This is a genomic window from Enterobacter sp. BIDMC 29, assembly GCF_019378755.1.
Classification (GTDB): Bacteria; Pseudomonadota; Gammaproteobacteria; order Enterobacterales; family Enterobacteriaceae; genus Enterobacter; species Enterobacter ludwigii.
On record NZ_CP080000.1, the window covers coordinates 3311597 to 3326758 of the forward strand.

Here is a 15162-nt window from a genome sequence, read left to right on the forward strand (position 1 = left end):
TTTTCTTACATCCGGACATAAATGTGACTTAGAGCACATAAAGGATGGAACGCAATTTCACTTAGGAATTTTTATGAGCACACAATCAACTGGTCTCTTTGCGCGCCTGGCGCAAGGCAGTCTCGTTAAACAAATTCTGGTAGGGCTGGTACTGGGGATTCTACTGGCAATGGTGTCAAAACCGGCTGCGGAAGCGACGGGGCTGCTTGGCACCATTTTCGTTGGCGCGCTGAAAGCCGTGGCACCGGTGCTGGTGCTGATGCTGGTCATGGCGTCAATTGCCAATCATCAACACGGACAAAAAACCAACATTCGCCCTATCTTGTTCCTGTATCTGCTGGGTACCTTCTCTGCAGCCTTAACAGCCGTCGTTTTCAGCTTCCTGTTCCCGTCCTCGCTGCACCTGACCAGCGCTGCGGGTGATATCACCCCGCCATCCGGTATTGTGGAAGTGCTGCGCAGCCTGCTGATGAGCATGGTCTCTAACCCGATTACGGCACTGATGAACGCTAACTACATCGGCATCCTGGTCTGGGCGATCGGTCTTGGTTTTGCCCTGCGTCACGGCAACGAAACAACGAAAAACCTGGTCAACGACGTGTCGAACGCCGTGACCTTTATGGTCAAAATTGTGATTCGCTTTGCGCCAATCGGCATCTTCGGTCTGGTCTCTTCCACACTGGCGACCACTGGCTTTGGCGCACTGCTGGGCTATGCGCAGTTGCTGGTGGTACTGATTGGTTGCATGCTGCTGGTTGCGCTGGTGATTAACCCGCTGCTGGTGTTCTGGCAGATCCGCCGTAACCCGTATCCGCTGGTGTTAACCTGCCTGCGCGAGAGCGGTGTGTATGCATTCTTCACCCGCAGCTCTGCGGCAAACATTCCGGTTAACATGGCGCTGGCGGAGAAGCTGAATCTGGATCGCGACACCTACTCGGTTTCCATCCCGCTGGGTGCGACCGTGAATATGGCGGGTGCGGCAATTACCATTACCGTGCTGACGCTGGCGGCTGTGCATACGCTGGGCATTCCGGTCGATCTGCCCACGGCGCTGTTGTTGAGCGTGGTGGCGTCGCTGTGTGCGTGTGGTGCATCGGGTGTGGCGGGTGGTTCGCTGCTGCTGATCCCACTGGCGTGCAATATGTTCGGTATCCCGAATGAGATTGCCATGCAGGTAGTGGCCGTCGGCTTTATCATCGGTGTATTGCAGGACTCCTGCGAAACCGCGCTGAACTCCTCAACGGACGTGCTGTTCACCGCAGCGGCATGCCAGGCGGAAGACGCGCGTTTAGCGAAGAACGCGTTACGCGGGTAAACAAAAGCCCGGTGACAAAACGTAAAGCAAAACGGCAACCGAAGGTTGCCGTTTTAGTGTTTGACCCTCTCCACAGGGTTGAGGGCATCACCCGCACCACACTTACAGCGTCACGCCACTCTTGAAGATCGCCAGTTCGCGGAAGTCATTCTTCTCGTTACAGGTCTGTCTGCCGTTGGCAAACTCTACAATGGTATCCACGAATTCCGTCAGTAACTGCGGCATCCCTTTGCCGTGGATTAACTGGCCTGCATCAAAGTCGATCCAGTGTTTTTTCTTCGCTGCCAGCTCGCTGTTGGTCGCGATTTTGACCGTCGGCACAAAGCCACCGTACGGTGTCCCGCGCCCGGTGCTGAACAGCACCATGTGACAGCCGGCGCCGGCCAGCGCGCTGGTCGCAACCGCATCGTTACCCGGTGCGCTGAGCAAATTCAGACCGTGCGTTTTCAGACGTTCACCGTAGCGCAGGACATCAACCACCGGGCTGGCACCCGCTTTTTGCGTGCAACCGAGAGACTTCTCTTCAAGCGTGGTGATCCCGCCCGCTTTGTTACCCGGAGACGGGTTTTCATAAATCGGCTGGTTGTGGGCGATAAAGTACTGTTTGAAGTCGTTCACCATCGTGACGGTCTTCTCAAACGTCTCTTCGTCGCGACAGTGGCTCATCAGAATACGTTCAGCGCCGAACATTTCCGGCACTTCTGTCAGCACCGTCGTACCGCCGTTGGCGATCACATAATCTGAGAAGCGGCCCAGCATCGGGTTCGCGGTGATCCCGGACAGGCCATCAGACCCGCCGCACTCCAGGCCGAACTTCAGCTCACTCAGCTTGCCCGGCTCACGCCTGTCGTGACGCATCACCTCATACAGCTGGTGAAGGTGCTCAATGCCCGCTTCCACTTCATCATCCTGGTGCTGACACACCATAAAGTGCACGCGCTCGGGGTCAAACTCACCCAGCGTGTCGCGAAACGCATCCACCTGATTGTTCTCGCAGCCCAGACCAATCACCAGCACCGCGCCCGCGTTCGGGTGGCGGACCATGTTTTGCAGCATGGTGCGGGTGTTGATGTGGTCGTCGCCAAGCTGAGAACAGCCGTAGGTGTGGCTGAACAGGTGCACACCGTCCGTACCTTCGGCGTCGTGGGTCTCTTTCAGGAAACGTGTCTGGATTTGACGCGCGATCCCATTCACGCAGCCGACGGTGGGAAGGATCCACAGCTCGTTGCGGATCCCCACCTCACCGTTCGCCCGGCGGTAGATCTGTACCTCGCGATCCGCCGCCTGCGCTTCTTCTGCCGCTAAATCAGGTTGATAGCTGTACTCGTCCAGATCGCTCAGATTGGTGCGGGTGTTGTGGGAATGAATATGCTCACCCGGCGCAATATCCGCCAGCGCATGACCAATCGGGAGACCGTATTTAACAACGTTGTCTCCTTGGGCGATCGGCTTCACGGCAAACTTATGCCCGCGAGTCACCGCCTGACGCAGGGTTACCGCCTGGTTATCAACGGTGACAACTTCACCTTCGGCCAGATCCGCCAGCGCGACGGCAACGTTATCCAGCGAATGGATTTTGATGTATTGCATATCAACCTCAAACGGCCTTAGTTCAGTTCAATGGCGAAGTAGTCGCGCGCATTGTTAAAGCAGATGTTTCTCACCATTTCGCCCAGCAGCTGAATATCGGCAGGGGCCTCACCCGCGGTTACCCAGCGGCCAATCATCTGGCACAGAATGCGGCGGAAATATTCGTGGCGCGTGTAAGAAAGGAAGCTACGGCTGTCGGTCAGCATGCCCACAAAGCGGCTTAACAGACCCAGCTGCGCCAGCTGCGTCATTTGACGCTCCATCCCGTCTTTCTGGTCATTGAACCACCAGCCGGAACCGAACTGCATCTTGCCTGGCATACCTTCACCCTGGAAGTTACCGATCATGGTACCCAGCACTTCGTTATCGCGCGGGTTCAGGCAGTAGAGGATGGTTTTTGGCAGCAGATTTTGCTCGTTCTGTTTGCTCAGCAGCTTAGAGAGTTCTTCAGCAAGCGGGCGATCGTTGATGGAGTCGAAGCCCACGTCCGCGCCCAGCAGTTTAAACTGACGCTGGTTGTTATTGCGCAGGGCACCAATGTGGTATTGCTGCACCCAACCGCGGCGAGCATATTCCGCACCGAGGAAGACCAGCACCGCCGTTTTGAACTGTGCCACTTCGTGCTCGCTCAGGGATTCACCGGACAGGCGACGTGCCAGAATGCTATCAAGCTCAGCTTCATTTGATTCCGCAAACATCACCACATCCAGCGCGTGGTCAGAGACTTTACAGCCGTGTGCCGCGAAGTGGTCCAGACGTTTGGTCAGCGCGCTCTGCAGGTCTGCAAAACGACGAATGTCGGTGTCAGACACTTCCGCCAGCTTCGCCATGTAATCATTGAACGTCGCCTGTTCGATATTAAAGGCTTTATCCGGACGCCAGCTTGGCAGCACTTTAATATCAAACGAGGTATCGCGGGCGACCACCGCGTGATGTTCCAGGGAGTCAATCGGATCGTCAGTGGTCCCCACCATCTTCACGTTCATCTGCTTCATGATACCGCGGGCGGAGAAGGTATCCTGCGCCAGTAATTCATTGCACCGATCCCAGATTTCATCGGCGGTAGCCGGGGAGAGCAGCTTTCCGGTGATGCCGAACGGACGGCGCAGCTCAAGGTGCGTCCAGTGATATAACGGGTTGCCGATGGTGTGCGGAACGGTCGCCGCCCAGGCGTCAAACTTCTCGCGGTCGCTTGCATCACCGGTACACAGGCGCTCCGCCACGCCGTTGGTGCGCATCGCACGCCATTTGTAGTGGTCACCTTTCAGCCAGATGTCATACAGGTTTTTGAAACGGTAATTTTCGGCAACCTGCTGCGGCGGTAAATGGCAGTGGTAGTCGAAAATTGGCTGGTCTTTGGCGTAGTCGTGGTACAGGCGGCGAGCAAATTCGGTATCTAACAGAAAATCTTCGGTCATAAACGGTGTCATTATCGTCTTCCTCGTAACGAGAGCGTCAGAAAGCTTATGCTCAGATGCTGCAAAGTTATCACACCAATTTCCAGAGACAGAACATTTTTTCGTGAGTTAGATCAATAAACGCAGACAAATTAATTACCTCAAATGAGGTAAACCCTTCGCCAGGCCGCGCCAGAACTGGCTTTATCCGTAACACATAATGTCCCTACAAATAATCATGCATTTGTGATGTCACTCACCTTTTAAAGTTGTATGACAAGTTATCTTTTCGCCGTCGCAAACACTAAGCCGACGGAATGCATTCCCGGTGTGAAAACACCGGTTTTAACGGTACGGATACCGACTTATGCACGCTTACTTATGGCAAGGTTCGGGCCGTTCCGGGACATCTCCCGGTTAAGCCCCTCCCGTTACACAACCGCTCCCGGACACGGTCGAGAGGTTGCCGTGCAAGGCACGGAATTAACATAACGATGAGGTTTTAGATGCGTAAAATTAAAGGGTTACGTTGGTATATGATCGCACTGGTGACGTTAGGCACCGTGCTGGGCTACCTGACACGTAACACCGTGGCAGCCGCAGCCCCGACGTTGATGGAAGAGCTGCATATCTCCACTCAGCAATATTCCTACATCATTGCTGCTTATTCCGCGGCTTACACCATCATGCAGCCTGTCGCAGGCTATGTTCTGGACATTCTCGGGACCAAAATCGGCTACGCCTTCTTCGCCATCGCCTGGGCTATTTTCTGCGGCGCCACGGCGCTGGCAGGCAGCTGGGGCGGTCTGGCGCTGGCACGTGGTGCGGTAGGTGCAGCGGAAGCGGCAATGATCCCGGCCGGGCTGAAAGCCAGCTCTGAGTGGTTCCCGGCGAAAGAGCGTTCTATTGCCGTCGGCTATTTCAACGTCGGTTCTTCCATCGGTGCGATGATTGCACCACCGCTGGTGGTGTGGGCAATCGTGATGCACAGCTGGCAGATGGCGTTCATTATCTCTGGTGTACTGAGCTTTGCGTGGGCCATGGCGTGGCTGATTTTCTATAAACACCCGCGCGATCAGAAAAAACTGTCTGAAGACGAACGCGAATACATCATTGGGGGTCAGGAAGCTCAGCATCAGACCAACAACGGCAAAAAAATGACGGTCTGGCAGATTCTGGGTACCCGTCAGTTCTGGGGTATCGCCCTGCCGCGCTTCCTCGCCGAACCCGCCTGGGGGACCTTCAACGCCTGGATCCCGCTGTTCATGTTTAAGGTCTATGGCTTTAACCTGAAAGAGATTGCGATGTTCGCGTGGATGCCAATGCTGTTTGCCGATCTGGGCTGTATCGTGGGCGGTTATCTGCCACCGCTGTTCCAGCGCTGGTTTGGCGTGAACCTGATCGTTTCCCGTAAAATGGTCGTGACGATGGGCGCAGTGCTGATGATTGGCCCGGGCATGATCGGCCTCTTCACCAGCCCGTATGTGGCAATCGCCCTGCTGTGCGTCGGTGGTTTTGCTCACCAGTCACTGTCCGGTGCGCTGATTACACTCTCTTCTGACGTCTTCGGGCGTAACGAAGTGGCTACCGCTAACGGCCTGACCGGTATGGCTGCCTGGACGGCGAGCACCCTGTTTGCTCTGGTGGTGGGTGCGCTGGCGGACACCATTGGCTTCAGCCCGCTGTTTGCCGTACTGGCTATCTTCGACCTGATGGGTGCAGTGGTTATCTGGACGGTGCTGAAAAGTAAGTCGGCAGAAGAGGTGCTAAAAGAGTCCCTGGGGGGACCGGCAACGCAAAGTTAGCGCCCCTCCTGATGTCACAGAAGCCGCCTCCGGGCGGCTTTTTTCATGGCAAAATCTGGAGACTGGCACGCAAAAGTGGTATAACAAATAATCCGCCGTACCCTGCCTGGAGCGCATATGGAAATCACCGAACCACGTCGTTTATATCAACAACTTGCTGCCGAGCTGAAAGATCGCATCGAGCAAGGTGTCTACCTTGTCGGTGATAAACTCCCCGCTGAGCGCTTTATCGCTGATGAAAAAAGCGTAAGCCGCACCGTGGTGCGTGAAGCGATTATCATGCTGGAAGTGGAAGGCTACGTTGAAGTTCGCAAAGGCTCCGGCATTCACGTGATTTCTAATCAGCCGAAACACTCCCCGGTCGCCGACGAAAGTCTCGAATTCGCCAGCTACGGTCCGTTTGAACTGCTCCAGGCGCGCCAGCTTATCGAAAGCAATATTGCGGAATTTGCAGCGACTCAGGTGACCAAGCAGGACATCATGAAGCTGATGGAAATCCAGGAAAACGCGCGCAAGGAAAAATGTTTCCGTGATTCAGAGTGGGACCTGCAGTTCCACGTTCAGGTCGCGCTGGCAACGCAAAACACGGCGCTGGCGGCAATCGTGGAAAAAATGTGGACTCAGCGCGTTCACAACCCGTACTGGAAAAAACTGCACGATCATATCGATTCCCGCACCGTGGATAACTGGTGCGACGATCACGATCAGATCCTTAAAGCGCTGATTCGCAAAGATCCCCATGCGGCAAAACTGGCCATGTGGCAGCACCTGGAAAACACCAAGCAGATGCTGTTCAATGAAACCAGCGATGACTTCGAATTTAACGCTGACCGCTATCTTTTTGCCGATAATCCTGTCGTTCATCTCGATACGGCAGCCAGTGCGGCAAAATAGTTTACCTTTTCGCTGGCAGGCGCTTCGCTGCGCCTTCTGGCAGAGGTGGGTAAGCAAAACATATATAGTGTCAGCCTTTGTAAATCCCCTCGCTCCCCTCCATGGCTTACGCCAAAATCATCTCACCCCTGCAAATTCTGTGACGCAGAACCTTGGGCTTTGTTACAATTGGATTCAATTCGTTATTTTGTAAGTTAGTGCTTGCTAACCAGCCAATTAACAGGGAACAGTGTTGGCCACACCTCAATGTGTCCGCGAGCGACCATAATGAAATCACAACAATGTCGCCGTGCTGTTTGTCCCGGATAACAGGCGTGACGTTAACCGATTTCCAGGAACACTGAATGGAACTTTTGACCCAACTACTGCATGCCCTCTGGGCGCAGGATTTTGAAACGCTGGCCAACCCTTCCATGATTGGCATGCTCTACTTCGTCTTATTTATGATTCTGTTCCTTGAGAACGGTTTACTGCCTGCCGCCTTTTTACCTGGCGACAGCTTACTGGTGCTCGTCGGCGTGCTATGTGCCAAAGGGGCAATGGCCTTTCCGCAAACCATTTTATTACTGACCATCGCCGCCAGCCTTGGCTGCTGGGTGAGCTATATCCAGGGACGATGGCTGGGCAATACGCGTCTGGTGCAGAACTGGCTCTCCCACCTTCCTGCGCATTATCACCAGCGGGCGCACCATCTTTTCCATAAGCACGGGCTTTCCGCGCTCCTGATCGGCCGCTTTATCGCCTTTGTACGCACCCTGCTGCCTACCATTGCGGGTCTTTCCGGATTAAGCAGCACCCGCTTCCAGTTCTTCAACTGGATGAGCGGCCTGCTGTGGGTTCTGATCCTGACCACGCTGGGCTATGCACTGGGCAAAACGCCGGTCTTCATGAAATATGAAGATCAGCTCATGTCCTGCCTGATGCTGTTACCGGTGGTTCTGCTGGTCTTTGGTCTGGTCGGTTCGCTGGTGGTGCTGTGGAAGAAGAAATACGGGGCCAGAGGTTAACGATGGTTATCTCACCGCTTGCCGTGCGCCGTTTTGCCGTGGCCATGATTGCCCTGGGCTTGCTCAGCCTCATGTTCCTGGCCTGGACGACGCTTTCGCATCAGGAATCGACGCTGGCCATTCGCCCGGTGAGTCAGGGTGTCAGCGTGCCTGACGGTTTTTCGGTGTGGCATCATCTTGATGCCAACGGCATCCGCTTTAAGAGCATCACCCCGCAGGACGATGTTTTACTGATTAAGTTTGATTCCCGCGCGCAGAGTGCCGCCGCGAAAGTGGTGCTCGACCGTACGCTGCCGCACGGTTATATCATTGCCCAGCAGGAAGATGACAACCAGCCTGCAGCCTGGCTGTCACTGATTCGCGATTCGTCGCATAGATTTGGATAATTACCAGGATTCCGAATCTTTTCACTCACTTTGGTGAATCCCCCGTTTACTTACTATGCTTAAGTACGCGGAGCACCCCATGTATGTACTCCGCTTGACTCTGGATAGCGGCTCACGCCGCAACACAATGGAAGGTTTCGATAATGAAATTCCGCATTACTCTGGCTCTGGCCCTTTTTTCTTTAAGCACAGCGTCCTTCGCCAACTCTCTCTGTCAGGAGAAAGAACAGGATATTCAGCGTGAGATCAGTTATGCCGAAAAGCATAACAATCAGCATCGTGTTGAGGGTCTCAAAAAAGCGCTGAGCGAAGTGAAAGCGAACTGTTCTGACAGCAAGCTACGTGCCGATCACCAGAAAAAAATCGCTGAACAGAAGGACGAGATAGCCGAGCGCCGTCACGACCTGCAGGAAGCGAAAGAGAAAGGGGATGCGGAAAAAATTGCTAAGCGCGAGAAGAAGTTGAAAGAAGCGCAGGACGACCTGAAAGCGCTGGAAGCTCGCGATTATTGAGTTAACGGAAATCTCAACAGGAGAGAATCATGTCAAAAGATACGACGTCTGAAAATCTGCGCGCTGAACTGAAATCCCTGGCCGATACCCTGGAAGAGGTGCTGAACTCCTCTGCAGATAAGTCAAAAGAAGAGGTCAGCAAACTGCGCAGCAAAGCTGAGCAGGCGCTGAAAGAGAGCCGTTATCGCCTGGGTGAAACCGGTGATGCACTGGCGAAACAGACCCGCGAAGCGGCAGCTCGCGCGGACGAATATGTTCGCGATAATCCGTGGACGGGTGTAGGGATTGGTGCCGCGGTAGGTGTGGTACTGGGTGTCCTCCTGACGCGTCGTTAATATGGAAGATCCTCGTCACGCACAAGGGCCTGCTAATAACGTCCTCGGCATCGGCCAGCGTATTCTGACGACGCTGGTCGGGATTGCCGAAACGCGCGTCCGACTGGCAGTGGTTGAACTGGAAGAGGAGAAAGCGAACCTTTTCCAGATGCTGCTGATGCTCGGGCTTACCATGCTCTTCGCCGCGTTTGGTCTGATGAGCCTGATGGTGTTAATCATCTGGGCCATTGACCCGCAATATCGACTCAACGCGATGATTGCCACCACCGTTGTTCTGCTGGTTGCGGCATTGATTGGCGGCATATGGACGATGCGTAAAGCACGCAAATCCACTTTCCTGCGCCATACGCGCCAGGAACTGGCCAACGATCGCGCCCTGCTGGAGGATGACAAGCCGTGAGCGATAAAGCCGAACGTCAGAAGCGAAAAGCATTCCTGCTCAGTCAGATCCAGCAGCAACGGCTGGATTTGTCTGCCAGTCGTCGCGACTGGGTTGACGCGACGCGTCGTTTTGACCGGGGCTGGAATACCTTCCTGAGCCTGCGCTCGTGGGCGCTGGTCGGAAGCAGCGTGATGGCTATCTGGACAGTTCGTCATCCAAATATGCTGATCCGCTGGGCCCGCCGCGGCTTTGGTGCCTGGAGCGCCTGGCGTCTGGTGAAAGCGACGATTCGTCAACAACAGCTGCGTTAGTTCTTATGCCGGGTAGCGTTTCGCTTACCCGGCACACTTTCCCCCTCCCCCGTTACTCAATATCTTTGAAGAAGATTGACAGTTTTCCTTGCTAACAATTCCCATCTGCCCCGTTTACACTCCTCTCCATCGACAGCAAAGACGCGGTATCTACCCGAATTTGCACACAAATAAAGTTCAGCCGCTGATGTGGTTTCCTGGAGAGTAAAATGAAAAAATTAGAAGATGTTGGTGTTCTGGTAGCGCGTATTCTGATGCCGGTTCTGTTTATCACCGCAGGCTGGGGCAAAATCACCGGTTATGCGGGCACGCAGCAATACATGGAAGCCATGGGTGTTCCAGGGTTCCTGCTGCCACTGACTATTCTCCTTGAGTTCGGCGGCGGCCTGGCGGTACTGTTCGGCTTCCTGACCCGCACCACGGCACTGTTTACCGCAGGCTTCACACTGCTGACGGCGTTCATCTTCCACAGCAACTTTGCGGAAGGCGTGAACTCCCTGATGTTCATGAAAAACCTGACCATCGCGGGTGGCTTCCTGCTGCTGGCCATCACTGGCCCAGGCGCATACAGCATCGACCGCGTTCTGAATAAGAAGTGGTAAGCACGCTATACTGAATGAACACAAAGCGAGGAGATATCTCCTCGCTTTTGCTTATTGACGGAGGAGAAAAAAATGGGACAACTCGTAGACGGCGTCTGGCAGGATGTCTGGTATGACACCAAATCCACCGGGGGACGCTTCAAGCGCTCTGTTTCGGCCTTCCGTAACTGGCTAACCGCCGATGGCGCACCGGGCCCAAGCGGCGAAGGCGGCTTTGCGGCTGAGAAAGACCGTTATCATCTCTATGTTTCTCTGGCCTGCCCGTGGGCGCACCGCACGCTGATTGTGCGCAAGCTGAAAGGACTCGAATCCTTAATTCCGGTTTCGGTGGTCAACCCCCTGATGCTGGAAAACGGCTGGACGTTTGACAGTGATTTCCCGGCCGCCACCGGTGATGACCTCTACCACCACGATTTTCTCTACCAGCTCTATCTGCGCGCCGATCCGCACTACACCGGACGCGTGACCGTACCCGTGCTGTGGGACAAGAAAAACCAGACCATTGTCAGCAATGAGTCCGCAGAGATCATCCGCATGTTCAACACCGCGTTTGATGCCCACGGGGCCCGCGCCGGGGATTACTATCCGGTTGAGCTGCGCGATAAGATTGATGAGCTGAACAGCTGGATTTACGACAACGTGAATAACGGTGTCTACAAGGCCGGCTTTGCCACCAGCCAGGAAGCGTATGACGACGCAGTGGGAAAAGTATTTGAATCGCTGGAGCGTCTTGAGCAGATCCTCGGCCAGCATCGCTACCTGACGGGCGACCGCCTGACGGAAGCAGACATTCGTCTGTGGACAACGCTGGTTCGCTTTGATCCTGTGTATGTCACCCACTTCAAGTGTGATAAACACCGCATCAGCGATTACCTGAACCTGTACGGTTTCCTGCGCGATATTTATCAGATGCCGGGCATTGCTGAAACGGTCGATTTCAACCATATCCGCACCCACTATTTCCGCAGCCATAAGACCATCAACCCGACGGGTATTATCTCGGTGGGTCCGTGGCAGGACCTGGATGAACCGCATGGTCGCGACGTGCGTTTCGGATAAATATCAAGGGCATCAATTGATGCCCTTTTTTAATTCACAATCTCCATCTATCCTTACCTCGATCGCTTAAAAAACAAGTGATTGACTGACTAATGAGGCAAGGAAAATGGACTGGTATTTAAAAGTACTGCGCAACTACATTGGATTTGGTGGCCGCGCTCGCCGTAAAGAGTACTGGATGTTCGTTCTGGTGAACTTCATCCTCATCATGGTGCTGGGCATTATCGATAAAATTCTTGGCTGGGAACGAGCCGGCGGTGAAGGTGTTCTCACCACGATTTACGGCCTGCTGGTCCTGCTTCCCTCATGGGCCGTACTGTTCCGACGGCTACACGATACCGATCGTTCAGCCTGGTGGTTACTGCTGCTGCTGATCCCGATTGTGGGCTGGCTGGTCATTCTGGTCTTCAACTGTCAGGCCGGCACGCCGGGCGAAAACCGCTTCGGGCCCGATCCAAAACTCAACGCATAAAACAAAGCCCGGTGGCGTTTCGCGTACCGGGCTCGATTTTTTATTTGTTGTGATGGGCAAAGAGCTTGGGTATTTCGCGCAGGCACCACGATTTAGCCTCACCCATGCTGTCGCGCCGCCACGCCATAATGATGTCCACTTCGCTGGTGTACTCCGGGCTGACCACGCGTAGCCGCCCTTCTGCAATATCTTTTTCGACAAACGGATACGGCATCGTTGCCACGCCCAGGCCTGCCAGCAACGCCTGACGTTTGTCTTCAAGCGACGTGACGGTCAGACGCGGTTGTTTATCCAGCAACTGCACCGTTAACACCGGACGCTCGCGTGCGGTATCTGCGACCGCAACCCCGCGGTATTTCACCCGCGTCACTTCCGAGAGCGGCTCCGGCTCCTGGTGAATCGGATGATCCGGTGCGGCGACATAGACGTTCATCACGCTGTAGAGCTTGCGGGAGTTGATTTCAGATGAGGAACGGAAGTGCATATCCGGGGCAATGACGATATCCGCCCTGCCCGTCTCCAGTCGCTCCCAGGCCCCGGCCAGCACCTCGGTGATGATCGATAACTGGGTGTTTGCTTTGTCGGCCAGCCGGTTCACCAGCGGGAACAGCGCCTCGGTGGGCACCAGCGCTTCCGTCACCAGCGTCAGATGGGTTTCCCAGCCGCGCGCCAGCGCTTCGGCGTCCGTCGTCAGCTTGTCCGCCGCTTCCAGCAGGACGCGACCACGCTCCAGCAGCATCCGTCCGACGTTAGTGAATTTTGTTCGATGACCGGAGCGGTCAAAGAGCACCACGTCCAGCTCTTCCTCCAGCTTCTGCATGGTATAGCTGAGCGCAGACGGAACGCGCCCCAGTTCATCTGCCGCCGCGGCAAAACTGCCACGCCGATCAATTGCGTCCATGACGCGAAGCGCCTCAAGCGTCAATGCTCTCTCTTTAGCCATCTCGTTCTCATTCAGGAAATTTGAACATACCGGGCAGAATATCTGGCTAACAATGAAGCGTCCATACCTTTACCATTGTTTAGTGTAAAGAGAGGTCAAGTTTATGATTACGACAAGAACAGCTAAACAGTGCGGACAAGCCGATTTCGGTTGGCTGCAGGCCCGCTACACCTTTTCCTTTGGACACTACTTTGACCCTAAACTGCTCGGTTACGCTTCATTGCGCGTATTGAATCAGGAAGTGCTCGCCCCAGGCGCGTCCTTCCAGCCGCGTACGTACCCGAAAGTCGATATCCTGAACCTGATCCTGGAAGGCGAAGCAGAATACCGCGACAGCGAGGGCAATCATGTCCAGGCGAAGGCCGGCGAAGCATTATTAATCTCCACGCAGCCGGGCATCAGTTACAGCGAGCATAACCTCAGCAAAGATAAAACGCTGACCCGTATGCAGCTGTGGCTGGATGCCTGCCCTGAGCGGGAAAACCCGCTGGTACAGAAGTTAGATTTGACGGGCGACAGGCAGCAGCTGATAGCCTCCCCGGACGGCAGTCAAGGCAGCCTGCAGTTGCGCCAGCAGGTGTGGTTGCACCATATCGAACTGAAGAAAGGGGAACAGGCGAGCTTCCAGCTTCATGGTCCGCGCGCCTATCTGCAATCGATTCACGGTACGGTGCATGCGGTGACGCATACGGAAGAGAAAGAAGCGCTCACCTGCGGTGACGGGGCGTTTATTCGCGACGAAGCGAATATCACGCTGGTTGCTGATTCGCCGCTGCGCGCGCTGTTAATTGATTTACCGGTTTAACACCCGATAATCCTCTCTCCCCGGCGGGGAGAGAGGAAACCGTTACACTTTACGTGCCATAATCTCAATAATCTGCCGGTCCGTCGCCTGCATGGCGCGGCACGCCAGCGAACACAGGTTCGCGATCGACTGCTCCACATCGTGCGCCACAATCCCTTCATTGCCCGTTACAGCCGAATCATCCAGCGCCATCATCACCGCTTTCCAGGCACTGCCGACGCTGGTTGAGACCTTCATGGCGCAGCTGTTGGACGCGCCATCGCAGATCATCCCGCTGACATCGCCAATCATGCTGCTGATTGCCATTGAGAGCGTCTGATAGCTTCCGCCCATCAGCCAGGCCATGCCTGCCGCCGCCCCCATCGCCGCCGTGGTAGCCGCACACAGCGCCGACAGGCGCGGAAGCTGGGCGTGGATATAAATAGCCGAAAGGTGTGAAAGCATCAGCGCCCGGGCAAGGCGTTCATCATCCGCCTGGACATGTTCCGCCACCACCACAACCGGCATGGTGGCCGTGATCCCCTGGTTGCCCGATCCGGAATTGCTCATTGCTGGCAGCGTCGCCCCGCCCATTCGGGCGTCCGAGGCCGCGCTGGTGCGAATGACAATATCCGAGCCCAGGTCCTGCGCTATCCATCCGCGAGCGCGCTGCTTATTGAGCGTCGCGCCAATGTGCAGCCCCCATTTTCCGCTTAAACCTTCACGGGAGAGCGCATCATTTAATTGTCCGGCAGCCAGGATAAAGCGGATCGCGTCAAACGGCACCTGCTCCACAAACTCAAGGATCTGCGATAGCGTGGCGTTTGAAAGTACCGCCAGCGGGTCGTCATTCTTCTCGTCGGGTTGAGAATCAAGCGTAAAGCGGGTTTCGCCCTGACAGACAATCTCCACCACCCGCGTATGCCCACCGGCGATGGTCACCATCGCCGAGGCCTGTCCGGCGTGAACGCAGGCGCGGGAGTAGAGGATGTCATCGCACGGCTCCTGCAGCTTGACCTGCACCTGTCCGGCGTCCAGCAGCGCTTTGGCACGCACCAGCGCATCGGCAGTGGCATCCTTCAGTACCTCCAGCCCGGCGTGCGCGTTGCCGCCAATGGCCCCCAGTGCCGCCGCAATCGGCAACCCGACCATCCCGGTGCCAGGTACCGTCACGCCAAGGCCATTTTTCATCAGATTCGGTGAAACCCACGCCTCAATCTGTGTGACGTCACCCGGCAGAAGCTCCGCGGCCATCGCACAAGCCAGCGCCAGAGAGATCGGCTCGGTACACCCCAGTGCAGGTTTAACTTCCTCCTGCACCGCCCGAATAAATTGATTCCATAAAGATTGAGTTTGCTCTGACATCGT

The 15162-nt window shown here is 55.4% G+C and carries 17 protein-coding genes; 13 read left to right on the top strand and 4 right to left on the bottom strand.

Annotated features, from left to right (window positions below):
* The first annotated feature begins 73 nt into the window (after positions 1–73).
* A complete protein-coding gene (gene sstT / locus JTA15_RS14555; RefSeq protein ID WP_040018783.1) occupies positions 74–1315 on the top strand; it encodes a serine/threonine transporter SstT in 1242 nt (413 codons plus the stop codon).
* A 102-nt stretch (positions 1316–1417) separates the two neighbouring features.
* Here the strand turns inward: sstT and JTA15_RS14560 are convergent, their stop codons facing one another.
* Together JTA15_RS14560 and uxaC are read right to left on the bottom strand one after the other, a co-directional pair.
* A complete protein-coding gene (locus JTA15_RS14560) occupies positions 1418–2905 on the bottom strand; it encodes a UxaA family hydrolase (protein ID WP_121339858.1) in 1488 nt (495 codons plus the stop codon).
* 17 nt (positions 2906–2922) lie between these two features.
* Positions 2923–4335: a glucuronate isomerase gene (gene uxaC, locus JTA15_RS14565; RefSeq protein WP_040018780.1), complete on the bottom strand. Its 1413-nt coding sequence runs from the start codon at positions 4333–4335 to the stop codon at positions 2923–2925.
* A gap of 473 nt (positions 4336–4808) precedes the next feature.
* Here uxaC and JTA15_RS14570 point away from each other — a divergent pair, with 473 nt between their 5' ends.
* From JTA15_RS14570 to JTA15_RS14620, 11 genes are all read left to right on the top strand, one after another.
* Positions 4809–6107 (top strand): MFS transporter, encoded by a 1299-nt coding sequence (locus tag JTA15_RS14570; RefSeq protein WP_014171725.1) that lies wholly within the window; start codon positions 4809–4811, stop codon positions 6105–6107.
* 117 nt (positions 6108–6224) lie between these two features.
* Positions 6225–7001, top strand: coding sequence for a transcriptional regulator ExuR (gene exuR, locus JTA15_RS14575; protein WP_014171726.1), 777 nt, complete (start codon positions 6225–6227; stop codon positions 6999–7001).
* Positions 7002–7345: 344 nt separating this feature from the next.
* Positions 7346–8008 (top strand): DedA family general envelope maintenance protein YqjA, encoded by a 663-nt coding sequence (yqjA, locus tag JTA15_RS14580; RefSeq protein WP_014171727.1) that lies wholly within the window; start codon positions 7346–7348, stop codon positions 8006–8008.
* A gap of 2 nt (positions 8009–8010) precedes the next feature.
* Entirely contained in the window at positions 8011–8394 is a 384-nt protein-coding gene (mzrA, locus tag JTA15_RS14585) for an EnvZ/OmpR regulon moderator MzrA (RefSeq protein WP_020883575.1), read from the top strand.
* A 143-nt stretch (positions 8395–8537) separates the two neighbouring features.
* Positions 8538–8906 carry a DUF1090 domain-containing protein gene (locus JTA15_RS14590; protein ID WP_014171729.1) on the top strand — a complete coding sequence of 123 codons (369 nt, stop codon included), beginning with the start codon at positions 8538–8540 and terminating at the stop codon, positions 8904–8906.
* 29 nt (positions 8907–8935) lie between these two features.
* Positions 8936–9241: a YqjD family protein gene (locus JTA15_RS14595; protein WP_003862645.1), complete on the top strand. Its 306-nt coding sequence runs from the start codon at positions 8936–8938 to the stop codon at positions 9239–9241.
* A gap of 1 nt (position 9242) precedes the next feature.
* Entirely contained in the window at positions 9243–9641 is a 399-nt protein-coding gene (locus JTA15_RS14600) for a phage holin family protein (RefSeq protein ID WP_013098867.1), read from the top strand.
* Positions 9638–9934: a YqjK-like family protein gene (locus JTA15_RS14605; RefSeq protein ID WP_020883574.1), complete on the top strand. Its 297-nt coding sequence runs from the start codon at positions 9638–9640 to the stop codon at positions 9932–9934. Before JTA15_RS14600 ends, JTA15_RS14605 begins: the two co-directional genes overlap by 4 nt.
* 209 nt (positions 9935–10143) lie before the next feature.
* Positions 10144–10536 carry a DoxX family protein gene (locus JTA15_RS14610; protein ID WP_006178691.1) on the top strand — a complete coding sequence of 131 codons (393 nt, stop codon included), beginning with the start codon at positions 10144–10146 and terminating at the stop codon, positions 10534–10536.
* A 72-nt stretch (positions 10537–10608) separates the two neighbouring features.
* Complete coding sequence (locus JTA15_RS14615) at positions 10609–11595, top strand: glutathione S-transferase family protein (RefSeq protein WP_020883573.1); 987 nt, start codon at positions 10609–10611, stop codon at positions 11593–11595.
* Between the two features lie 106 nt (positions 11596–11701).
* Positions 11702–12067, top strand: a complete 366-nt coding sequence (locus JTA15_RS14620) for a DUF805 domain-containing protein (protein ID WP_014171733.1) — start codon at positions 11702–11704, stop codon at positions 12065–12067.
* Positions 12068–12107: 40 nt separating this feature from the next.
* Here the strand turns inward: JTA15_RS14620 and JTA15_RS14625 are convergent, their stop codons facing one another.
* Positions 12108–13010 (bottom strand): LysR family transcriptional regulator, encoded by a 903-nt coding sequence (locus JTA15_RS14625; protein WP_014171734.1) that lies wholly within the window; start codon positions 13008–13010, stop codon positions 12108–12110.
* 103 nt (positions 13011–13113) lie between these two features.
* Between JTA15_RS14625 and JTA15_RS14630 the strand changes: the two genes are divergently transcribed.
* The gene (locus JTA15_RS14630; RefSeq protein WP_014171735.1) at positions 13114–13815 is read left to right on the top strand and encodes a pirin family protein; all 702 of its coding nucleotides are present in this window, start codon (positions 13114–13116) and stop codon (positions 13813–13815) included.
* Positions 13816–13857: 42 nt separating this feature from the next.
* Here JTA15_RS14630 and JTA15_RS14635 read toward each other — a convergent pair whose 3' ends face one another.
* Positions 13858–15159, bottom strand: coding sequence for a serine dehydratase subunit alpha family protein (locus JTA15_RS14635; protein ID WP_219372445.1), 1302 nt, complete (start codon positions 15157–15159; stop codon positions 13858–13860).
* Between the last annotated feature and the right edge of the window lie 3 nt (positions 15160–15162).